The following is a 22,426-nucleotide window of genomic DNA, read 5'->3' as shown; positions in this document are numbered from 1 at the left end:
CGAAGAGGGCTGTTTGTTACTCCGCTTCCGGAAGTTTTAAGACTTTCACCAGATAGAGTCCGTCTTCTGTGAGACGCGTTCCATGAATATCGGTTTCAAAGCCGGGATAACGCTCGCCTATTGAGCACAACATAATCAGGAAATCGAGCACCGCCCGGCTTTCCTCGGTGATCATCTCTCCCGGCATCACCACCGGCACGCCCGGCGGGTAAGGCAGGATCATGTTGGCGGATACTTTACCGATCAGCTCATCGATATCACATTCATCAATATGGCCGCGAACCTGATGCTGGAACATTTCGTACGGCGTCATTTTCATTTCCGGCAGCACATCAAAGGCTTCCAGCATTAACCGCGGCAAGTCGTGGCGGACGATCAGCTTGTGGATCCCCTGCGCCAGATCCTGAATTCGCATGTTGCGGTAGAAATCAGGATCTTCCGCATAGAGATCTGGCAGCATATTCTTGACCCGCAAATTGAGATCATAACTGCGTTTAAAATCGGTCAGTCCGCGCATCAGGCTCATAGATTTGGTTTTATCAATGCCGATACTGAACAGGAAAAGCAGATTGTAGGGGCCGGTTTTTTCCACCACCACGCCGCGCTCATCCAGGAATTTCGCCACTAACGCAGCCGGGATCCCTTCCTCTTCAAGCTTACCCATTTCATTCATGCCGGGTGTCAGGATGGTCACTTTGATCGGATCCAGATACATATGATCGGTATCGGCGTTGGCAAAACCGTGCCAGTTTTGATCCGGATCCAGCGGCCAGCATTCAGCTTCATCAATATGTTCGGGCTGCCAGATATCGAAGAACCAGCCGTCAGTCTCTTCGCGAAGCCTTTGGATCTCTTTACGAAAATGCAGCGCACGTTCAACTGATCGGTTGATCAGACGTCGGCCGGGGTTCCCGCGCAACATCGCCGCTGCGGTTTCCGCCGAAGCAACAATACCGTAGTTTGGCGAGGTGGTGGTATGCATCATGTAGGCTTCATTAAACGTGCTTTCGTTATAATCGCCCTTAATATGAATCATCGAAGCCTGCGAGAAAGCGGCCAGCAATTTGTGCGTCGACTGCGTTTCATAGATGACTTTTCCCGGGATCCGTTCCCCGCTCATTCCGCTTTTGCCATCATAAATCGGATGGAAGTTGGTATACGGCACCCATGCGGAATCAAAATGAATCGACGGAACATCCAGCGTGTTCTTAATGTAATCGGTGTTGTACAACAAGCCATCGTAGGTGGAATTGGTGATGACGGCATGAACCGGCCAGGTAGCATTCGCGGTCTGCGCAATTTTCTCTTCGATGCTTTCGCGGGTGAATTCACGCTGCGGGATACCACCAAGAATGCCGTAAGCATTGCGGTTCGGCCGCAAATAGACCGGCACGATATTAGTCATCATCATCAAGTGCGCGAGTGATTTATGACAGTTACGGTCAATCAGCACCGTGCTCCCTGCCGGTGCCGCATACATGCCGACAATTTTGTTCGCCGTCGAGGTACCATTGGTAACGATATAACTCTGTTCAGAGCCAAACGTCCGCGCGATATATTCTTCGGCCTCAAGATGCGGGCCGGTATGATCGAGCAAAGAACCCAGCTCAGTTACCGAAATCGACACATCCGCTTTCAGCGTTTTAGCGCCGAAAAAATCATAGAATAGCGTTCCCACCGGACTTTTCAAAAAAGCCGTACCGGCCATATGCCCGGGTGTACAGAAGGTGTATTTCCCTTCTTCCACATAGGTGAATAACGCTTTTGTCAGCGGCGGCGTGATCGTATCGATATATTCATCGGTGTACTGACGGACGCGTTTGGCAATGTCATCGGCGGCACTCAGCGCATATTCAAAGAAATACAGCACCATACGCATTTCATTGACGTCAACGTCCAGCGTCGAATGCGTATTGATGAAAGCATAAAGTGGCAGGTATTCATTTAGTTCGTTTATTTCGGTACACAACTCTTCGCTGTGCTGATCCCAGTCGAAAATCGCGCCGCAGATCCGCGCATTATTTTCGATGAGTTTAAGTAAGTCAGCCCGGTCACGCGGATAAATTATCTGAAACCCAAGAAGCGTCAGTGCGCTATCCAGTTCGCGGATTGGCTCCTCTTTGTAGTAAGCCCCTTCCGGGCGCATGATAGCGATAATATTCATCTGACAAATCCTTCTGTTGTTTTTCTCTCAGGTATTAATAGAAACACGGTTGCCCGCTGCTGTGTACCCTTTGTGGGTGAGTTTAGGGTAAAACGGGAAGACTTTAAGATTACAGGTAAGATTGCAGGAAAAATCGGGCGTGAAATAAGCGGGAAAACAGGCAATAAAAAAGGCCATGCATAAGCATGGCCTTTTCAAAATCACTCGCAAATCAGCAGTAACCGTAAGTCATCAGACGCTGATAACGACGATTGCGCAGTTCTTCAGTGCTGAGAACATCCAGATCGCTGAGATCAGCTTCCAGTTGCGCACGAAGAGAAGCGGCCATGGCTTCCACGTTGCGGTGAGCGCCACCCAAAGGTTCCGGGATCACAGAGTCGATCAGTTTCAGCTCTTTCAGACGCGGCGCAACAATACCCATTGCTTCCGCAGCCAGAGGCGCTTTATCCGCGCTCTTCCACAAGATAGATGCACACCCTTCCGGTGAAATGACCGAATAGGTGCTGTATTGCAGCATGTTAACTTTGTCGCCAACACCGATCGCCAGTGCGCCACCGGAACCACCTTCACCGATAACGGTGCAGATAACCGGAACATTCAGGCGGGACATTTCGCGCAGGTTACGGGCGATAGCTTCAGACTGACCACGTTCTTCAGCGCCAACACCAGGATAAGCACCCGGAGTGTCGATAAAGGTGATGATTGGTAGTTTGAAACGTTCTGCCATTTCCATCAGGCGTAACGCTTTGCGATACCCTTCAGGTGCAGGCATACCGAAGTTACGACGAATCTTCTCTTTGGTTTCACGGCCTTTTTGATGACCAATGATCATCACGGCACGTTCACCTAAACGGGCGATACCGCCAACGATAGCTTTATCGTCTGCAAAGGCACGGTCACCTGCGAGTTCATCAAAATCGGTAAAGATATGTTTGATGTAATCCAGGGTGTAAGGGCGACGAGGATGGCGCGCCAGTTGGGCAATTTGCCAGGCACCCAGATCAGAGAAAATCTTACGGGTCAGTTCAACGCTCTTTTCGCGCAAGCGTGCAACTTCTTCGTCCAGATTAATATCTAATTTTTCGTCTTGACGGCTGACTGCAGTCAGCGAGTCAATTTTCGCTTCCAGTTCCGCAATCGGCTGTTCAAAATCAAGAAAATTCAGACTCATAGCATTCCTATTTTAGTCAAATTCCAGTTCCACCTGCTCACTACCGACCAGGCCTCGCAAATCCAGCAACAGTTTGTCCGTTGGCGTAACACGCCATGACGCCCCGAATCGTAGCCGGGCTCTTGCGTTTTCTCGTTGGTAATACAGATGCACTGGTATCGTCCCCGATCGATGTGGTTCCAACGATTGGCGGAGACGGTTCAAAAGCTGGTCATCAATTTGCCTGTCAGTCAGCGATATAGCAAGACCGCGAGCATATTTTTCCCGTGCTTCACTGATGTCCATTACATCGCGGGCCATCATTTTAAGCCCGCCACTGAAGTCATCAAAGCTGACCTGTCCTGTGGCGATAAGGATACGGTCTTTTTCCAATAAATGCTGAAATTTTTCCAATGCTTCGGTGAACAACATGACTTCCAGACGACCTGAGCGGTCATCCAATGTACAGATCCCAATGCGGTTGCCGCGCTTGGTGACCATAACGCGTGCAGCGAGCACCAGTCCCACTGCGACGGTCATTTTGCCCCGTTCTGTCGGGTGCATATCTTTCAAGCGCTGGCCGCCGCCATAACGCTCGATTTCTTTCAGATACTGAGTGATCGGATGGCCGGTCAGATAGAGTCCGAGCGTCTCGCGCTCGCCATCCAGCACCGTTTGTTCCGGCCACGGCATTACGTTAGCGTAGGATTTTTCGACTTGTTCCGGCGCTTCGGCCAGAACGCCAAACATATCCACCTGACCAATTGCTTCAGCTTTAGCATGCTGATCAGCCGCTTTCAGTGCGTCCGGCAGAGAACTCATCAGTGCGGCACGATGCGGCCCGAGGCGGTCAAAGGCACCGGACATGATCAGTTTTTCGAGAATGCGTTTATTCAGTTTTTTAACGTCAGCGCGGGCGCAGAGATCAAACAGCTCTTTGAAATAACCGCCTTCGTTACGCGCTTCGATAATGGCTTCAATCGGGCCTTCGCCCACGCCTTTGATGGCGCCGATACCGTAGACAATTTCACCTTCGTCGTTCACGTGGAAATGGTACAAACCGCTGTTTATGTCCGGCGGCAGAATCTTCAATCCCATACGCCAGCATTCATCGACCAGCCCGACCACTTTTTCGGTGTTATCCATATCCGCGGTCATTACCGCCGCCATGAATTCTGCCGGATAGTGCGCTTTAAGCCACAGCGTCTGATACGACACTAATGCATAAGCCGCTGAGTGTGATTTGTTAAAACCATAACCGGCGAATTTCTCTACCAGGTCGAAGATTTTAATCGCCAGTTCGCCGTCAATTCCGCGAGATTTGGCACCATCTTCAAAGCCGCCGCGCTGCTTGGCCATTTCAACCGGGTTTTTCTTACCCATCGCACGACGAAGCATGTCTGCACCACCCAGCGAATAACCCGCCAGAACCTGCGCAATCTGCATGACCTGTTCCTGGTAGAGGATAATGCCGTAAGTCGGCTCCAGTACAGGTTTCAGGGATTCATGCTGCCACTGAATATCCGGATAGGAAATCTCTTCGCGCCCGTGTTTACGGTCGATAAAGTTATCTACCATGCCTGACTGCAAAGGCCCCGGACGGAACAGCGCCACCAGTGCGATCATATCTTCGAAACTGTCGGGCTTCAGACGTTTGATCAAATCTTTCATACCGCGCGATTCAAGCTGGAATACCGCTGTGGTTTCCGAGCGTTGCAGCATGTCGAAGCTTTTTTTGTCATCGAGCGGGATGGCCGCAATGTCCAGCGGCGGCTCACCGGCTTTCTCACGGCGGGCGTTAATCATTGCCAGCGCCCAGTCGATGATGGTCAGCGTACGCAGACCGAGGAAGTCAAACTTCACCAGCCCGGCATATTCCACGTCGTTTTTATCGAACTGGGTAACCGGGTGGTTACCTTCAGCATCGCAATATAGCGGCGCGAAGTCGGTAATTTTGGTTGGCGCGATGACCACCCCACCGGCGTGTTTACCGGCGTTACGGGTGACACCTTCAAGCTGACGAGCCATGTCGATGAGCGACTTAACTTCTTCGTCAGCCTCATAAATTTCTGGTAGCTGGGGTTCTGCTGCGAACGCTTTTTCAAGCGTCATACCTGGGTCAGGTGGCACCAGTTTTGAAATACGGTCAACGAAACCGTAAGGGTGACCGAGGACGCGCCCTACATCGCGGATAACCGCTTTGGCAGCCATCGTACCGAAAGTGATGATCTGCGAAACCGCTTCACGACCGTACATTTCGGAGACGTGATCGATAACCCGGTCGCGTTTCTCCATGCAGAAGTCGACGTCGAAGTCGGGCATGGAAACACGTTCAGGGTTGAGGAAACGTTCGAACAGGAGGTCAAACTCGAGCGGATCCAGATCGGTAATTTTCAGCGCATATGCGACCAGAGAACCGGCACCGGAACCACGCCCGGGACCTACCGGCACGCTGTTATCTTTCGACCACTGGATGAATTCCATTACGATCAGGAAGTATCCCGGGAATCCCATCTGGTTGATAACTTTGAGTTCGATATCCAGACGCTCGTCATACTCAGGACGTCGCTGCGCGCGCACTTGCGGATCAGGGAATAAAAACTCGAGGCGCTCTTCCAGCCCGATTTTTGATTTTTCGACCAGGAAGTCTTCTGTGGTCATATCACCGGTCGGGAATTGCGGCAGAAAATATTCGCCCAGACGGATGGTCACGTTACAGCGTTTGGCGATTTCCACGCTGTTTTGCAGCGCTTCTGGGACATCTTCAAACAGCTCACACATTTCGTCTTCACTGCGCATATATTGCTGCGAAGTATAATTGCGCGGGCGTTTAGGATCGTCGAGAGTGAAACCGTCGTGGATAGCAACGCGGATTTCATGGGCATCGAAGTCGGTCGGCACCATAAAACGTACGTCGTTGGTGGCCACGACCGGCAAGCCACGCTCTGTCGCCAGCGCAACGGCAGCATGAAGATAGTTTTCTTCTTCTGCACGTCCGGTACGAATTAATTCGAGGTAATAGCGGTCAGGGAAATATTGCTGGTAGAAATCCAGACACTGATTGACCTGCAAATCATTGCCGCGGGTCAGGAACTTACCTACATCCCCCATTCTTGCACCGGAAAGCAGGATCAGCCCTTCGTTCAGTTCAGCAAGCCATTCGAGGTCGACAATCGGACCGGCAGCGCCATAACCACGCTGGTAAGCTCTGGAGATGAGCAGGGTCAGATTTTGATAGCCCTGATTATTCATCGCCAGCACGGTCAGTTGAGCAAGCTCATCACCGAGGATTTCACTCTGAACATTCAGGTCTGCACCGATAATCGGTTTAATACCGGCGCCATGGGCCGCACCGTAAAATTTCACCAGTCCGCAAAGGTTGGTGAAATCGGTTATGGCCAGAGCGGGCATGCCGAGTGACGCTGCGCATTTCACCAGCGGGCCCACTTTCGCGAGCCCATCCACCATGGAGTAGTCGCTATGTACACGCAGATGAATAAAACGAGGTTCGGCCATATCCAGAGTCCAGAAATGAGTGAATTAAGGGTTGTATACCCCGCAAAACGGGGCAGGAACAAGTGATGCGTTATGCCAGCCCGAGCGCGCGTTTCACCGGAGAGAAACTGCGTCGGTGATGTGCTGTTGCTCCAAGGCGGGCAAGGCTTTCGAGATGCACCGGCGTCGGGTAACCTTTGTGCTTCGCAAAACCATATTCAGGGAACTGAAGATCCAGTTCAACCATTTCGCGATCGCGGGTGACTTTAGCCAGAATTGAAGCCGCGCTGATTTCAGCGACTTTGCTGTCCCCTTTCACGACCGCCTGTGACGCCATCGGAAGTTTAGGGCAGCGGTTGCCATCAATCAGCACCATATCAGGCGTGATACCTAAACCAGCAACCGCTCTTTGCATGGCCAGCATGGTGGCATGCAGAATATTCAGTTCATCGATTTCATGGGGTTCAGCGCGGCCGAGGCTCCAGGCCAGCGCTTTCTCTTTTATTTCGATGTACAACGCCTCACGACGCTTTTCAGACAGTTTTTTAGAATCCGCCAGGCCTTTAATCGGATTGGCCGGATCGAGGATCACAGCAGCTGTCACTACAGCGCCCACTAACGGGCCGCGTCCCACTTCATCCACACCCGCGATACAGACGGCCTGTGGATAGATAAATACATCGCTCATCGGTTTGCCAGCTCCATGACGGCCTGAGCAGCCTGTTCGTCTGCATCACGGCGAATACTTTCATGCAGTTCAAGGAACGTTTCACGCAGCGCGTGGCTTTTCTCTCCGCCAGCCAGTAAAGGCAGCAAGGCAGCAGAAAGCTTTTCAGGCACACATTCGGTTTGCAGTAATTCAGTGACGATTTCGCGTCTTGCCAGCAGGTTGGGCAACGAAACATACGGCGTTTTCACCAGACGCTCAGCCAGCCAGAACGTGAACGGTTTCATGCGATAACCCACCACCATTGGGCATTTCGCCAGCATACATTCGAGTGCAGCCGTCCCTGAAGCCAGCAATGCCGCATCACTGGCAATCATCGCTTCCCGGCCTTTGCCATCGAGCAAGTGAGCAGGCAAATCAGGTGCAATTTCAGCCTTGATACGCTCGAACTGCTCGCGTCGTTTCGCATTCACCAGCGGAACAACGATATGCAAATCAGGATAGGTTTGTCGCAGTTGCAACGCGGTTTTCAGGAAATCTGCGCTGAGCATTTCCACTTCCGCATGACGACTCCCCGGCAATAACGCCAGGCAATGAACATCTTCAGGGATCCCCAACGCCAGACGTGCCGCCTGTTTGTCAGGATGCAACGGCATCGCATCAGCCATGGTATGGCCAATGAAACGGCAGGGAACATTGAATTTGTCATAGAACGCTTTTTCGAAGGGCAGGAATGCCAGAACTAAATCTGTCGCTTTGCCGATTTTGAAAACGCGCTTTTGTCGCCAGGCCCAGACAGACGGGCTGACATAATGAATCGTGCGGATACCACGCTGTTTTAAGCGGCCTTCCAGAGTGATGTTAAAGTCCGGGGCATCGATGCCCACAAACACATCAGGCCGGAGTTCGCTAAAACGTTGGGTCAGATCTTTGCGGATTTTCAACAGGCGTGGCAGCCGTTCAAGCACTTCCACCACGCCCATCACCGCCAGTTCTTCCATTTCGTACCAGGCTTCGCATCCTTCAGCCTGCATCAGCGGGCCTGCGACACCCACAAAACGGGCATCAGGATGATGCTTTTTTAAGGCTCGAATTAACCCGGCGCCAAGAATGTCACCGGACGTTTCACCGGCCACCAGGCCAATTGTCAGAACAGGCTTTTGCATTGTTTTCCGTAGCGCAGATCAGCGGATAATGCCGCGTGTTGAGCGGGCAAAAAAATCACTGAAGGGTTTAGCTTTCGGGAATTCAGCCGCAATTGCAGCGATTTCCGGCTGGGCTTCTTCCAACGTTTTACCGCTGCGATACAGTAATTTATAGGCATTGCGGATAGCATGCAGATCGGCTTTTTCGAAACCACGGCGCTTAAGCCCTTCGATATTGATACCGAAAGGTGTAGCGTGGTTACCCTGCGCAATCACAAACGGAGGAACGTCCTGAGCAACGCCGGAACATCCACCCACCATGACATGCGCGCCGATAATACAGAACTGATGCACCGCCGTCATACCGCCAATGATCGCAAAATCATCAACTTCAACGTGACCACCGAGGGTCGCGTTGTTCGCCAGAATACAGCGATTACCAATGACGCAATCGTGAGCAATATGCGCGTTAACCATTAACAGATTATCGCTGCCCACTTTTGTCAGGCCACCGCCCTGAACGGTACCACGATGAATGGTAACGCTCTCACGAATATTGTTGCGATCGCCGACCTCAACGCGTGTGGGTTCACCGGCATATTTCAGATCCTGGTTAATTTCACCAATGGAAACGAACTGGAATATGCGGTTATCGCAACCAATTTTGGTCACGCCATTAATCACTACGTGTGATTTAAGCTCAGTACCTTCACCAATTTCTACCTGGGATCCCACGTAGCAGAAAGGACCGATATGGACTCCGGCGCCAATCACGGCACCGTCTTCAACAATAGCGCTTGGATGAATAAAGGCGGTTTTATCAATCATGTATTAAGACTCCCGGCGACGGGCGCACATCATTGATGCCTCGCAAGCTATCTCACCATCAACTTTCGCGACACCTTTGAAACGAGCAACGCCACGACGCTCTTTAATGAATTCAACTTCCAGAACCATCTGGTCACCCGGCAAGACCGGACGTTTAAAGCGTGCATCGTCGATTGCTGCAAAGTAATACAATTCGCCCGGCTCCAGTTTTCCTACGCTTTTAAACGCCAGAATACCGGTGGCCTGAGCCATCGCTTCCAGAATCAAAACACCTGGAAAAATAGGTTTACCCGGGAAATGCCCCTGGAAGAACGGTTCGTTAAAAGAAACGTTTTTCACGGCGCGCAAAAATTTCCCTTTTTCAAAGTCCAGCACGCGGTCAACCAGTAAGAACGGGTAACGGTGCGGCAATAAATCCAGTATCTCTTCAATACGCAGAGTATGAGTGTCAGTAGTCAAAATACTCTTCCTGTCTATAAAAACTGATGGCATCAATAACACGGCCTGCCAGACCCCAAAAGAAGGTCATCAGGCAGGCCGCAAATAGGAACGTATGTCGCAGGTTCACTCAACAAAGGGAACACAAAGCAGCATCGTAGGTGGTAATTAGTCTTTTTCGATTTTACGCTCGACAGCTTTCAAGCGCTTATTCATCTCGTCAATATTCATTACCAATGCAGCCGTCTTACGCCAAACTTTATTCGGTTGTAACGGGATACCGGAGGAGTATACCCCAGGTTCAGTGATTGGTCGCATTACCATTCCCATTCCCGTCACGACAGCCTGGTCACAAATCTCCATGTGACCGTTGATAACACTGGCTCCGCCGATTTGACAGTAGCGTCCGATTTTCAGACTGCCGGCCATGATAACACCACCGGCAACCGCCGTATTGTCTCCAATCACGACGTTGTGTGCAATCTGGCATTGGTTATCAATAATAACGCCGTTGCTGATAATGGTGTCATCCAGCGCGCCACGGTCAATTGTGGTACACGCGCCAATTTCAACGCGGTCGCCGATAATCACCGTGCCAAGCTGAGGAATTTTGATCCAGTTACCGCGATCGTTAGCGTAACCAAAGCCATCAGCGCCAATCACTGTTCCAGACTGGATCAGACATTGTTCGCCAATCTCAACGCGATGGTAAATAGAAACGTTAGCCCAAAGGCGGGTTCCGGCCCCTATTTTTGCGTCTTTACCGATAAAGCAGCCTGCACCGATGATGACGTTATCACCCAGTACAACGCCGGATTCGATAACTGCATTTGCGCCAACCGAGACATTCTTACCCAAAGAAGCACTGTCAGAAATCACCGCACTCGCAGCAATATCCTGTGCCGGCGCCGGAGTGGTATCCAGCAACTGCGCCATACGCGCATAGGTCAGGTAAGGGTTTTTAACCACTAATGCCGCTGTAGGGCAAAATGGCAGATCCGCTTCCGTCAACACTACGGCACCTGCATTGCAGGAAGCCAACTGTTCACGGTAACGGCTGTTTGATAAAAACGTGATTTGCTCAGAGTGTGCGGAATGCATTGAAGCAACGCCGGTGATGGCAATTTCGCCATCACCGTGCAATTGTGCATCCAACTGCTGTGCGAGATCAGCCAGTCGAATTGAAGACATGTTTATTTAACCTGTTTCAGCACATCAGCAGTAATATCTTTGTCATTGTTTGCATACGCGATGGCGTTTGCATCGATAACAACATCATAACCTTCTTTGCTCGCTACAGATTTCACAGCATCCTGAATACGGCTCAGGATTTTGTTACGTTCTTCAGCCTGACGACGACGGTTGTCTTGCTCGAACTGCTGCGCTTTAGAAGAGAAAGCTTCACGCTGAGCCATAACGTCTTTTTCAAGTTTAGAACGATCGCTGGCTTTCATAGTAGAGCCATCACGTTGCAGACGTTGCATTTTGGTTTGCAGATCACGTTCCTGAGACTGCAAATCTGTCGCACGGCTTTTGAACTCGTTTTCCAGCTGTTTTGCTACTGCTTCACGAGCAGGCATTTGTTGGAAAATGCTTGCTACGTTAACGATAGCAATTTTATCAGCAGCCTGAACGCTAGCTGAAGAAGCCATAACTAAACCGAGGCCTGCGGCATATAACCACTTTTTCACTATAAACTCCTTCCATCACCCGTTTGTGCCAGATGGCACAGTAAATTACACAAAACACCCGATATGAAAACAATACACGGGCCGAAACCCGTGTATCAAATTCAGCATCTGGCCTTTGCGATTCTGCTGAACAAATTCTGCCCAGGCAGGACGTTACCAGGTTTTACCAATGTTAAACTGGAACTGTTCTGCCTTATCGCCTTCATATTTCTTAATTGGCTGTGCATAGGAGAAGACCAAGGGTCCCAGTGGAGACATCCACTGCAATGCAAGACCTGAAGAAACACGAATGTTGCCTGGTTTACTGTAGTCAGGAACGCCCGCGGCCTGAGACTCTGGGGTATTTTCCCAACCGGTATCCCAGACTGTACCACTGTCCACAAACAGGGAAGTACGCAGTGAGTTCGCGTATTTCTCGCTGACAAACGGAGTAGGAACAATCAGTTCCGCACTCAGCACTGCCATTGCGTTACCACCTACTGCATCGTTCGAGTTATCGATCGGACAGCCGCTGTAAGAGGTATTAGCAGTAGTACATTTGTAATACGCTGCTTTAGGACCGATGGTGTTCGACTGGAAACCACGAACACTGCTCGAACCGCCGGCATAGAAGTTATCGTAGAACGGCACTTCTTTACCGCCCAGACCATCTGCGTAACCTGCACGCGCACGGCCCATCAGCACCCAATCACGATCCTGATTCAGTGGCAAGTAACTGGTTGAATCAAATGTGATTTTGTAATATTCGTTATCAGAACCCGGAACAGTCACTTTACCGTTCAAGCTGGCTTTAGTCCCTGACGTCGGGAAGTAGCCACGGTCAAGGTTGTTATAACCCCAGCCGAGGTTGGCGAAGAAATCATTCGCACTGAAGTCAGCATCAGCATTATCACTGGTGGTCACCGGTGGTTTCAGGCCAACAGAGTTCAGATAACGGAACATAGCAATCTGTGGTTCCATATTGGACAGATCGTTATGGACATAATCCAGACCCAGACGTAATGAGTTGTTCTCATTAATCGGGAAGCCCAGGTTCCCGCCAATACCATAACTTCTGTTGGTATAGCTGGAGAGATCCGCATCATCAGCTTTAAAGTCGTTGTAGAAGATACGACCACCCAAACTTACGCCGTCAACGGTGAAGTATGGGTCAGTGATGGTGAATTCCGCGTACGTCTGGTAATCGTTTTTGGTACCGCTGATGCCGACAGAGTTACCCGTCCCCAGCCAGTTGTCCTGCTGAACACCGACCTGGAAGCTGACACCGCTTTCTGTACCGTAACCCACACCAAAGTTGAAGCTACCGGTGTTACGTTCTTTCACCTTGTAGACCACATCAACCTGATCCGGTGAACCCGGAACACGTTGCGTATCCACATCCACCGTTTCGAAGTAACCCAGACGGTTCAGACGCTCTTTGCCTTTATCGACCAGATCGTTGCCTAACCAGGCACCTTCCATCTGACGCATTTCACGGCGCAGTACGCTGTCTTTGCTGGTGTCATTGCCTTCAAAGCGGATGTGACGCACGTAGAAACGGTTACCCGCATCAACGTTGATGTGCAGCTTAACGGTTTTGTCTGCATCATTAATTTCTGGCTGTGTCGTCACACGTGGATAAGCGTAGCCATAACGCCCCAACATCTGTTTGATGTCGTTTTCCATTTTGGTGACTTTGGCGCCGTTATACAGCTCGCCTTTATCAATTTTAGTCAGGCTTTGAACTTCTGCTGAGTGACCCGCCATGCTGCCAGTCACTTCCACGCCAGAAAGTTTGTATTGCTCACCTTCTGTAATGTTCAGCGTGATGTAGATGCCTTTTTTGTCCGGCGTCAGGCTGACCTGAGTCGAATCAATATTGAAACGGGCATAACCGCGATCCAGATAGAAACTGCGCAGGGTTTCAAGGTCACCCGCGAGTTTTTGTTTCTGGTATTTACGATCACCGACGACGTTCCACCATGGCACTTCATCACGCAGCTGGAAGCGTGAGATCAGCTCATCAGTCGTAAAGGCGTGGTTACCCACGATGTTAATCTGCTGAATTTTGGCAGAAACACCTTCGGTAAAGACCAGTTTCAGGTCAACACGGTTACGCGGTAAAGGGGTCACAACCGCTTTCACCGACGCACTGTATTTACCCACGCTGTAATAGAAGTCTTCGAGACCTTTCTCGATACTGCCGATGGTAGTGCGGTCAAGCGCTTCGCCAACACGGACGCCAGAGGCTTCCAGGTTTTGCTTGAGCATGTCATCTTTTACCGATTTGTTACCGGAGAAAGTGATGCTGGCAATAGTTGGGCGTTCTTTGACCTGAACAATCAGAGAATCACCATCGCGCAGGACGCGGACGTCCTCAAAGTTGCCAGTGGCAAACAATGCACGAATGGTGTTACTGATATCATCGTCAGTAACCGTATCACCGACGCGAACCGGCATATTGAGTAACGCCGCACCGACGGCAACTCGCTGCAGGCCTTCGAAATGAATATCTTTCACTACGAAACCGTCTGCACCGTATACGGTGGCGCTGCCAAACAGCAGCGACGCTATGAGCAACTTTTTGATCGCCATCGTTGTTATGCGTTCTTCCTAACCTAATCTCCGGCCTTAAAGACGGGAGAAATCATTGAAAAGTGCAAGCCCCATCAACAACACCAGCAAAACTGAACCAATGCGGTAACTGAAGTCCTGAACTCGCTCGGAAACTGGCCCACCTTTTAGCTTTTCTATTGCGAGAAAAAGCAGGTGTCCACCATCTAATACCGGTAATGGGAAGAGGTTGATGATCCCCAGATTGACACTAATGAGTGCCAAAAACGTGAGGTAAGACACCAAACCATACTCTGCTGACATTCCTGCGCCCTGTGCGATGGATATTGGGCCACTCAGATTGTTCAGCTTCACATCTCCGGTAATTAACTTACCCAGCATGCTCACAGTGAGTTTCATCAGTTGCCAGGTTTTATCCCCGGCCTCATAAAACGCCACAAACGGACCATACTGACGGATTGTTTTAAATTCGTCAGGCAGCGGTATCACCTTCGGTACCACGCCAGCAAAACCCTGTATTTTGCCTTTACCTGCGGACTTCGTGTCCGGCGTTAATGTTAAAGCAACCGAATCCCCACCCCGCTCGACTTCCAGCGTAATAGGTTTACCCGGATTGTCACGAACCTGTATGACAAATGACTGCCAACTATCCAGAATCTGACCATCGACTTTAACGATCCTGTCCCCGGCTTGCAAACCCGCCTTTTGGGCGGCTGAATCAGGCTGCACTTCCTGCAGTACAGATTCTATCTGCGGACCTCTGGGAATCATACCCAGAGAAACTACCGGATCCTCCTTTTCAGGATCAAAATGCCATTGGCGCAAATCCAGAGTTTTCTCAACGACCTGAGATGAGCCAAACTGCGCAACCCCTACCGTCGTTTGATCATCACCAATTTCGCCCATTAACGCCATACGAACTGATTCCCAATCAGGCGTTTCGATACCCGCAACAGACTTAAGTTCCATACCTGAGGAAATATTCGATTGCGCAGCGATTGAATTAGCAGTGATATTCGCGATGACCGGACGCACGCTGGGCACGCCGATAACGAAGACCAGCCAGTACGCAAAAATGGCAAAAATGAAATTGGCAATCGGTCCGGCACTGATGATAGCTGCACGTTGCCAGACCTTTTTGTTATTGAAAGATTGATGACGAAATTCAGGGGCAACGGCTTCAACTCGCTCGTCGAGCATTTTGACGTAGCCGCCAAGAGGAATAATGGCCAGCACATACTCAGTTCCCTGACGGTCGGTTCTGCGCCAGAGCGCACGGCCAAAACCGACAGAGAAACGTTCTACACGGACACCACAACGACGAGCAACCCAGAAATGGCCGAACTCGTGCACGGTGATAAGCACCCCCAATGCGACGATAAAGGCGGCCAGGCTCCAGAGTATGTTCATCATATGTCTAACTATTCCTTAGAAACATCACCGTCTGCGACGGATTAATACACTAACAGCATCAGGCAGGCGAATACAGGCACCGCAGCCGTCAGGCTGTCGATACGATCGAGTATTCCGCCGTGACCAGGGATCATATGACCACTGTCTTTGATTCCTGCCTCGCGTTTGAACATACTTTCCGTCAGGTCGCCCAGCACAGAAGCCAGCGCTGCGACAACGGAACAAATCAGCAGGATCGAAGGCTGCACAGTTAACGGTGCATAACGGCCAAACAACCAGGCTATCAGGGCTGACATCAGAAGCCCGCCGGCAAACCCTTCCCAGGTTTTTCCTGGCGAAACTTTGGGTGCCAGTTTGTGCTTACCAAATAATTTACCAAACAGGTAAGCGCCGGAGTCTGCTCCCCAGACGAGTAGCATCACATATAACAACCACCATGCGCCAGTGTGATGATTCTCAGCATAACCATATTGACGCAATGCGATCATGCCCCAGAAGAATGGCACAATCGTCAGCACACCAAATATTACCCGCAACACACGGGAATGGCGCCAGAATCCTGCCGACGCGGGATACCCCACGACTAACACAAGCGCCACACACCACCATGCAAGTCCGGCCCATAAAGACCCTCCAACCTGCATCAGATGCACACTTTGCTGATAAGCCGGTATGCTCAGCAACATGGCCGCCAGCAGAAAACCGCAGAGTATGGCAAGCCAGATACGCTGATTACGTGTTGCAAAACCGGCCAGTTGCCCCCACTCCCACGCCGCCAGCATGCACACCACTAAGGTGACAATGGCGAAACCTACCGGTGGTAGCAGAAAGAGTGCTGCAATAACAATCGGTATTAAAATCAAAGCTGTGATAATGCGATACTTCAGCAAATGTTCTCCCTAGGACGCATCAGCGCCGATAGGTGTAGTCCCTCCGAAACGGCGCTCGCGTTGTGCAAAAGCAGTCAGCGCACCTTCGAAGGTATTTTCATCAAAATCAGGCCAGAGGACATCGGTAAAATACAGCTCTGCATAGGCAATTTGCCACAACAGGAAATTACTGATCCTATGTTCCCCACCGGTTCTGATCACCAAATCGACGGGTGCCAGTTCGCTCATACAGATCGCTGAATTCAGCAATTCTTCTGTAATTTGCTCTGCCCGCAGTGTACCGGCTTCAACCTGACCAGCCAGTGTCTTAACGCCTTGAATAATATCCCATCGGCCACCGTAATTCGCAGCGATGTTGAGCGTCAAACCGTCATTATTTTGAGTAAGTGTTTCTGAACGACGAATGCGTTCCTGCAGACGAGCACTAAAGCGACTGACATCGCCGATGATTCGCAGCCTGACATTATGTTTGTGCAGACTTTTCACTTCACTGTCCAGAGCACGAACGAACAGTTCCATGAGTGCGGAAACTTCCTGAGCAGGGCGATTCCAGTTTTCACTACTAAAGGCATAAAGCGTGAGCGCATCGAGGTGATGACTGGCAGCAAAACTCACGGCTTTGCGCACTGACTTCACTCCCGCTTTATGACCAAATACCCTCATTTTACCCTGACGTTTTGCCCAGCGTCCGTTACCGTCCATGATAATGGCAACATGGCGAGGTTGAGAGCAACACATATCAGACATCTGTTGATTTTCGAGGGACATAACGCGTACTCATTTCCTTTTATCAGAACACAACGGCTTTCAGGCTGGCATAACGCTCTTCAGGCTTACACCAGAACAACCGGCTGGCGCTGCACCTGTTTATCGCTAATGCGACTACACGCGCAAAAAAGCCGTGTCTCCCTTTCAGGCACGGCTCAACTGACAGCTCACCGATTCCACCTGTAACATTCAGTCTCTGAAAAGCCAAATCTACTGCCAGTGTGGCGCAGACTATACCATCTCAGTGTGATGCTAACAAACTGCTGCATAAGTACTAAAACAGGCCTAGACCGCAAAAGTACGAAGTTTATCTTTCGCACGCGCCCTCGCCAATCCGTCTATATGCAACACTTCCTCAACAGAATCGGGTTCGGCACTGACAAGTTGCTCCATAACCTCGCGGTTAAGAGAAGCAATATCAGTAAAGCGGAGTTCACCATTGAGGAAAGCGGCGACGGAAATTTCATTGGCGGCATTCAGCGCCGTGGTGGCAGCCTGCCCGGTATTGCTGGCTTCAATAGCCAGTTGCAGGCACGGATAACGCGTATAATCAGGCGCACCGAAGGTCATGGCGCCCATTTTGCAGAAATCCAGCGCTTCGACTTCAGTCTTCACACGTTGCGGATAGGCCATCGCGTGTGCAATGGGTGTACGCATATCCGGTGAGCCCAGCTGAGCCAGCACGCTCCCGTCGCAATACCGGACCATCGAGTGGATCACAGATTGCGGATGAATAATAACTTCCATCTCAGCAGCAGAGGCATTAAACAACCAGCGCGCTTCAATGTACTCAAGGCCTTTATTCATCATGGTGGCCGAATCCACGGAAATCTTGCGGCCCATTGACCAGTTTGGATGAGCACAGGCCTGTTCAGGCGTCACATCGCTAAAATGATTCAAGGGGAGTTCGCGGAACGGGCCGCCGGAGCCGGTCAGGATAATGCGTGAAATGCCATGTTCTTTGAGAGAAGCAAACCCCAGCTGTGTTTGTACAGTCTCAGGCAGGCTCTGGAAAATCGCATTGTGTTCACTGTCGATAGGCAGAAGCTGAGACTGACTTTGACGAACGGCATCCATAAAGATACGTCCGCAGGTGACCAGCGACTCTTTGTTGGCCAGAAGCACCTGTTTACCGGCACGGACCGCAGCGAGTGTCGGTAACAAGCCCGCAGCACCCACGATAGCCGACATCACCTGATCCACATCATCAAGGGCCGCAAGTTCTATGGCAGCATCTTGACCGGAAAGCACTTCGGTACGGCATCCCTGTTCAGCCAGGGTAGCTCTCAGCGCGCGGGCAGAGGCTTCATCCGCCATGGAAGCGTAAGCCGGTTGAAATTCAAGACACTGCTGCGCCATAACGTCAACATTGCGCCCTGCAACCAGTGCTTTAACGGTGAAATCGTCAGGATTAGACCGGACAACGGAAAGCGTGCTGGTGCCGACAGACCCTGTCGAACCAAGAATAGTCATTTGTTTCATGAAAATGCCCGGGATAGCGCTCGTAAATTCGGAAAGTGCACAGTCTGAAACCTCTTATCCGGCTTGTCTATGAGATTGTGCGAACCGGTAAAAGAATTAAAGCCCGTTAAAAACAAAGCGCCGCAATTGCGGCGCTTGGGTGGAAGCTGAAAATTGGATCAGAACTCCATTAACTCGGCTTCTTTCTCAGTCAGAGCAACGTCGATTTTCTTGATGAAAATATCAGTCAGTTTCTGAATGTCGTCCTGAGAACGGCGATCTTCATCTTCGCTGATTTCTTTATCTTTCAACAGAGCTTTGGTTTTATCGTTGGCATCGCGACGCACGTTACGCACAGACACACGGCCCTGCTCTGCTTCGCCACGAACAACCTTGATCAGGTCCTTACGACGTTCTTCGGTCAGTGCTGGCAGTGGAACGCGGATAGTCGCGCCTGCTGAAGAAGGGTTCAGACCCAAATCTGAGGTCATGATCGCTTTTTCTACCGCTGCGCTGATTGAACGGTCAAATACAGAGATTGCCAGAGTACGGGAATCTTCAACAGTCACCTGGGCCAGCTGGCGTAAAGGTGTCGCTGAACCGTAGTATTCCACCATGATGCCATCCAGGATGCCTGGTGAAGCACGGCCGGTGCGGATTTTGCTGATATGCGTTTTGAATGATTCGACGCATTTTTCCATACGAATTTCAGCGTCTTTTTTGATTTCGTTAATCACGTTGTTAACCTTTGAAAGCGGGTTACCTGGCAGACCATAACATCAGTATAGTCCGTGAATACTCATGCCAGCAGAGGCTGGCTGAACGCAATGTTCAATTGTGAAGGATCACTCCGCTTTAGAAATCAGCGTCCCTTCATTTTCACCCATCACCACGCGACGCAGTGCGCCAGGCTTATTCATGTTGAAAACACGAATTGGCAGATTGTGATCGCGGGCCAGCGTAAAGGCCGCCAGATCCATCACTTTCAATTCCTGTTCCAGCACTTCCTGATAGGTCAGTCTTTCATACAGCGTTGCTTCCGGGTTTTTCACCGGGTCAGCGGAATACACGCCGTCAACTTTGGTGGCTTTTAATACCACATCAGCTTCGATTTCGATACCACGCAGACAGGCTGCTGAGTCAGTGGTAAAGAAAGGATTGCCGGTACCGGCGGAGAAAATCACCACACGGTTATGACGCAGCAAGCTGATAGCTTCAGCCCAGCTGTAATTATCACAAACACCGTTCAAAGGGATTGCAGACATCAGGCGCGCGTTTACATAGGCACGGTGTAATGCATCGCGCATTGCCAGGCCGTTCATGACAGTCGCCAGCATACCCATATGGTCGCCTACAACACGATTCATGCCCGCCTGTGCGAGGCCCGCGCCACGGAACAGGTTACCGCCGCCGATCACAACACCTACCTGAATGCCGAGTTCGACCAGCTCTTTTACTTCCTGAGCCATACGATCTAATACACTCGCGTCGATACCAAAACCTTCACTGCCCTGCAGGGCTTCGCCACTGAGTTTGAGCAGGATACGTTGATAAACGGGTTTCGCATTGGTAGCCATGGTGTCTGTCCTAGAAGCAATGTGTCTTAATGGATAGTCGGTCTTTACATCATAGCGCTGCCAGAATGACTTTACGCACAATGTAATAGGAATTTGGGGCTGGATAAAACGGAACCGCCCTTTCGCAGCGGTTCCATTTTAGGGTGTATCAGATACTGATTAAGACTGTTTAGTCATTGCTGCAACTTCAGCAGCAAAGTCAGTCTCAACTTTCTCGATACCTTCGCCCACTTCAAAGCGGATGAAGTTAGTCACATCAGCGTTGTGTTCTTTCAGAACCTGACCAACAGTTTTGCTTGGGTCGATAACGAAAGGCTGACCAGTCAGAGAAACTTCGCCGGTGAATTTCTTCATGCGGCCTTCAACCATTTTCTCTGCAATTTCTTTCGGCTTGCCAGACTGCATCGCGATGTCCAGCTGAACCTGGTACTCTTTTTCTACAACTTCTGCAGACACATCTTCAGGCTTAACGAATTCTGGTTTGCTTGCTGCAACGTGCATTGCAATTTGCTTAACCAGTTCTTCATCAGCGCCAGTAGCTGCGATCAGAACACCGATACGTGCGCCGTGCAGGTAGCTGCCCAGCACATCGCCTTCAAGGATCTGAACGCGACGGATGTTGATGTTCTCACCGATTTTAGCAACCAGCTGAATACGCTCTTCTTCGAACTGAGCTTTCAGAACGTCAACATCAGTCACTTTGCCTGCAACAGCAGCGTCCAGCACTTTGTCAGCGAAAGCCTGGAAACCAGCATCTTTAGCGACGAAGTCAGTCTGGCAGTTAACTTCCAGAATCACGCCGAAGTTGCCTTCGATTTTGGTTTTGATCACGCCGTCAGCAGCTACGTTGCCTGCTTTTTTCGCAGCTTTGATCGCGCCAGATTTACGCATGTTTTCGATTGCCAGCTCGATGTCGCCATTCGCTTCAACCAGAGCTTTCTTACAATCCATCATGCCAGCGCCAGTACGTTCGCGCAGTTCTTTTACCAGGGCAGCGGTAATATCAGCCATTGTATTTTCCTCGATTATCTCAGTGCAAAAAGGGTTTTTGCGGTGAGATATTTCTCGCATTTAAGATAAGCAAAGGGGGCCAATAAAGGCCCCCTAACCAACATATTTCAATACCTGGTTAATAAGGGCTCTGCTGAGCTTGCCTTATTATTCAGCTTCTACGAAGCTTTCTTCTGCCTGAACAGCCAGATCTTGCGAACGGCCTTCACGAACAGTGGCAGCAACAGCGCTCAGGTACAGATTTACTGCACGGATTGCGTCATCGTTACCAGGGATAACAAAGTCAACGCCATCCGGATCGGAGTTGGTATCAACAATGGAGAATACCGGGATACCCAGGTTGTTAGCTTCTTTGATTGCAATGTGTTCGTGATCAGCATCGATTACGAACAGAGCATCAGGAAGACCACCCATATCCTTGATACCACCCAGGCTGTTTTCCAGCTTAGCCAGTTCACGAGTACGCATCAGCGCCTCTTTCTTGGTCAGCTTCTCGAAAGTACCGTCCTGAGACTGAACTTCCAGATCTTTCAAACGTTTGATGGACTGACGAACAGTTTTCCAGTTAGTCAGCATGCCGCCCAACCAGCGATGGTTCACGAAGAACTGGTCGCAGTTGTGTGCAGCTTCTTTTACCGCTTCGCTTGCTGCGCGTTTAGTACCAACGAACAGGATCTTACCTTTACGGGAGGAGATCTTCTGCAACTCAGCCAGAGCTTCGTTGAACATTGGAACAGTTTTCTCAAGGTTGATGATGTGAACCTTGTTACGAGCGCCGAAGATGAATGGCTTCATTTTCGGGTTCCAGTAACGGGTTTGGTGACCGAAGTGAACACCGGCCTTGAGCATGTCGCGCATGGAAACAGTTGCCATGATAAAACCTCTATTAAGTAGTTGGGGTTATGCCTCCACGTATCCCATACAACCGACCCCGAAGAACGAATTCCCAAGGCACCCCGGCGTATGTGTCGATACGTGTGTGTTATTACTTACGTGAATAAGCACACAATGAGTGATTTTGGCTTTAATCCCTCAGCGTCGTAAGACCCAGAGCGGATTGCCGGCGCGCTTTATATCATAAATAACGGCCGGACAGCAACTTTTGTTCACCGAATTGCTTAGCGGGAAATGATAGTTTGGCAGCAAATATCAGGGCTGATACCATAAGCCACAGC

At 50.5% G+C, this 22,426-nt stretch carries 18 protein-coding genes; all 18 read right to left on the bottom strand.

Features of this window, described 5'->3' with window-relative positions:
* Nucleotides 1-16 precede the first annotated feature (16 nt).
* Nucleotides 17-2,164 carry a lysine decarboxylase LdcC gene (locus ACJY2G_RS15130; protein ID WP_439291901.1) on the bottom strand — a complete coding sequence of 716 codons (2,148 nt, stop codon included), beginning with the start codon at nucleotides 2,162-2,164 and terminating at the stop codon, nucleotides 17-19.
* 211 nt (nucleotides 2,165-2,375) lie between these two features.
* Nucleotides 2,376-3,335: an acetyl-CoA carboxylase carboxyl transferase subunit alpha gene (gene accA / locus ACJY2G_RS15125; protein WP_101079205.1), complete on the bottom strand. Its 960-nt coding sequence runs from the start codon at nucleotides 3,333-3,335 to the stop codon at nucleotides 2,376-2,378.
* 12 nt (nucleotides 3,336-3,347) lie between these two features.
* The gene (dnaE, locus tag ACJY2G_RS15120) at nucleotides 3,348-6,830 is read right to left on the bottom strand and encodes a DNA polymerase III subunit alpha (protein ID WP_112288337.1); all 3,483 of its coding nucleotides are present in this window, start codon (nucleotides 6,828-6,830) and stop codon (nucleotides 3,348-3,350) included.
* A 70-nt stretch (nucleotides 6,831-6,900) separates the two neighbouring features.
* A complete protein-coding gene (rnhB, locus tag ACJY2G_RS15115) occupies nucleotides 6,901-7,497 on the bottom strand; it encodes a ribonuclease HII (RefSeq protein ID WP_113878217.1) in 597 nt (198 codons plus the stop codon).
* Entirely contained in the window at nucleotides 7,494-8,642 is a 1,149-nt protein-coding gene (gene lpxB, locus ACJY2G_RS15110) for a lipid-A-disaccharide synthase (protein ID WP_112288335.1), read from the bottom strand. Before lpxB ends, rnhB begins: the two co-directional genes overlap by 4 nt.
* Before the next feature lie 18 nt (nucleotides 8,643-8,660).
* Nucleotides 8,661-9,449, bottom strand: a complete 789-nt coding sequence (gene lpxA / locus ACJY2G_RS15105) for an acyl-ACP--UDP-N-acetylglucosamine O-acyltransferase (RefSeq protein WP_113878219.1) — start codon at nucleotides 9,447-9,449, stop codon at nucleotides 8,661-8,663.
* Between the two features lie 3 nt (nucleotides 9,450-9,452).
* Complete coding sequence (gene fabZ / locus ACJY2G_RS15100) at nucleotides 9,453-9,941, bottom strand: 3-hydroxyacyl-ACP dehydratase FabZ (RefSeq protein ID WP_120163110.1); 489 nt, start codon at nucleotides 9,939-9,941, stop codon at nucleotides 9,453-9,455.
* A gap of 114 nt (nucleotides 9,942-10,055) precedes the next feature.
* The gene (gene lpxD / locus ACJY2G_RS15095) at nucleotides 10,056-11,078 is read right to left on the bottom strand and encodes a UDP-3-O-(3-hydroxymyristoyl)glucosamine N-acyltransferase (protein ID WP_120163109.1); all 1,023 of its coding nucleotides are present in this window, start codon (nucleotides 11,076-11,078) and stop codon (nucleotides 10,056-10,058) included.
* Between the two features lie 2 nt (nucleotides 11,079-11,080).
* On the bottom strand, nucleotides 11,081-11,578 hold the full coding sequence (skp, locus tag ACJY2G_RS15090) for a molecular chaperone Skp (protein WP_112288332.1): 498 nt from the start codon (nucleotides 11,576-11,578) through the stop codon (nucleotides 11,081-11,083).
* Nucleotides 11,579-11,731: 153 nt separating this feature from the next.
* Nucleotides 11,732-14,152: an outer membrane protein assembly factor BamA gene (gene bamA / locus ACJY2G_RS15085; protein ID WP_120163108.1), complete on the bottom strand. Its 2,421-nt coding sequence runs from the start codon at nucleotides 14,150-14,152 to the stop codon at nucleotides 11,732-11,734.
* A 36-nt stretch (nucleotides 14,153-14,188) separates the two neighbouring features.
* Nucleotides 14,189-15,544 carry a sigma E protease regulator RseP gene (rseP, locus tag ACJY2G_RS15080; protein ID WP_120163107.1) on the bottom strand — a complete coding sequence of 452 codons (1,356 nt, stop codon included), beginning with the start codon at nucleotides 15,542-15,544 and terminating at the stop codon, nucleotides 14,189-14,191.
* Between the two features lie 41 nt (nucleotides 15,545-15,585).
* Nucleotides 15,586-16,434 carry a phosphatidate cytidylyltransferase gene (gene cdsA, locus ACJY2G_RS15075; RefSeq protein ID WP_112288329.1) on the bottom strand — a complete coding sequence of 283 codons (849 nt, stop codon included), beginning with the start codon at nucleotides 16,432-16,434 and terminating at the stop codon, nucleotides 15,586-15,588.
* 9 nt (nucleotides 16,435-16,443) lie between these two features.
* Nucleotides 16,444-17,202, bottom strand: coding sequence for a (2E,6E)-farnesyl-diphosphate-specific ditrans,polycis-undecaprenyl-diphosphate synthase (ispU, locus tag ACJY2G_RS15070; protein ID WP_112288328.1), 759 nt, complete (start codon nucleotides 17,200-17,202; stop codon nucleotides 16,444-16,446).
* A gap of 285 nt (nucleotides 17,203-17,487) precedes the next feature.
* Complete coding sequence (gene ispC / locus ACJY2G_RS15065; RefSeq protein ID WP_430320503.1) at nucleotides 17,488-18,684, bottom strand: 1-deoxy-D-xylulose-5-phosphate reductoisomerase; 1,197 nt, start codon at nucleotides 18,682-18,684, stop codon at nucleotides 17,488-17,490.
* A 158-nt stretch (nucleotides 18,685-18,842) separates the two neighbouring features.
* On the bottom strand, nucleotides 18,843-19,400 hold the full coding sequence (gene frr / locus ACJY2G_RS15060; RefSeq protein WP_112288326.1) for a ribosome recycling factor: 558 nt from the start codon (nucleotides 19,398-19,400) through the stop codon (nucleotides 18,843-18,845).
* 108 nt (nucleotides 19,401-19,508) lie between these two features.
* Nucleotides 19,509-20,240 (bottom strand): UMP kinase, encoded by a 732-nt coding sequence (pyrH, locus tag ACJY2G_RS15055; protein WP_095923215.1) that lies wholly within the window; start codon nucleotides 20,238-20,240, stop codon nucleotides 19,509-19,511.
* A 159-nt stretch (nucleotides 20,241-20,399) separates the two neighbouring features.
* Nucleotides 20,400-21,251, bottom strand: coding sequence for a translation elongation factor Ts (gene tsf, locus ACJY2G_RS15050; protein ID WP_112288325.1), 852 nt, complete (start codon nucleotides 21,249-21,251; stop codon nucleotides 20,400-20,402).
* Between the two features lie 147 nt (nucleotides 21,252-21,398).
* A complete protein-coding gene (gene rpsB / locus ACJY2G_RS15045; protein WP_095923217.1) occupies nucleotides 21,399-22,124 on the bottom strand; it encodes a 30S ribosomal protein S2 in 726 nt (241 codons plus the stop codon).
* Between the last annotated feature and the right edge of the window lie 302 nt (nucleotides 22,125-22,426).

It is taken from the genome of Rahnella sp. ATs2, assembly GCF_051851855.1.
GTDB classification, from domain to species: Bacteria; Pseudomonadota; Gammaproteobacteria; order Enterobacterales; family Enterobacteriaceae; genus Rahnella; species Rahnella variigena.
Note: the sequence above shows the minus strand (reverse complement) of the source record. Positions and strands in the feature narration are given on the sequence as shown.

Excerpts from the sequence above, each read along its gene's own strand:
- ACJY2G_RS15130 (WP_439291901.1), bottom strand. The coding sequence starts at position 2,164 with ATGAATATTATCGCTATCATGCGCCCGGAAGGGGCTTACTACAAAGAG.
- accA (WP_101079205.1), bottom strand. The coding sequence starts at position 3,335 with ATGAGTCTGAATTTTCTTGATTTTGAACAGCCGATTGCGGAACTGGAA.
- dnaE (WP_112288337.1), bottom strand. The coding sequence starts at position 6,830 with ATGGCCGAACCTCGTTTTATTCATCTGCGTGTACATAGCGACTACTCC.
- rnhB (WP_113878217.1), bottom strand. The coding sequence starts at position 7,497 with ATGAGCGATGTATTTATCTATCCACAGGCCGTCTGTATCGCGGGTGTG.
- lpxB (WP_112288335.1), bottom strand. The coding sequence starts at position 8,642 with ATGCAAAAGCCTGTTCTGACAATTGGCCTGGTGGCCGGTGAAACGTCC.
- lpxA (WP_113878219.1), bottom strand. The coding sequence starts at position 9,449 with ATGATTGATAAAACCGCCTTTATTCATCCAAGCGCTATTGTTGAAGAC.
- fabZ (WP_120163110.1), bottom strand. The coding sequence starts at position 9,941 with ATGCCATCAGTTTTTATAGACAGGAAGAGTATTTTGACTACTGACACT.
- lpxD (WP_120163109.1), bottom strand. The coding sequence starts at position 11,078 with ATGTCTTCAATTCGACTGGCTGATCTCGCACAGCAGTTGGATGCACAA.
- bamA (WP_120163108.1), bottom strand. The coding sequence starts at position 14,152 with ATGGCGATCAAAAAGTTGCTCATAGCGTCGCTGCTGTTTGGCAGCGCC.
- rseP (WP_120163107.1), bottom strand. The coding sequence starts at position 15,544 with ATGATGAACATACTCTGGAGCCTGGCCGCCTTTATCGTCGCATTGGGG.
- ispU (WP_112288328.1), bottom strand. The coding sequence starts at position 17,202 with ATGTCCCTCGAAAATCAACAGATGTCTGATATGTGTTGCTCTCAACCT.
- ispC (WP_430320503.1), bottom strand. The coding sequence starts at position 18,684 with ATGAAACAAATGACTATTCTTGGTTCGACAGGGTCTGTCGGCACCAGC.
- pyrH (WP_095923215.1), bottom strand. The coding sequence starts at position 20,240 with ATGGCTACCAATGCGAAACCCGTTTATCAACGTATCCTGCTCAAACTC.
- tsf (WP_112288325.1), bottom strand. The coding sequence starts at position 21,251 with ATGGCTGATATTACCGCTGCCCTGGTAAAAGAACTGCGCGAACGTACT.
- rpsB (WP_095923217.1), bottom strand. The coding sequence starts at position 22,124 with ATGGCAACTGTTTCCATGCGCGACATGCTCAAGGCCGGTGTTCACTTC.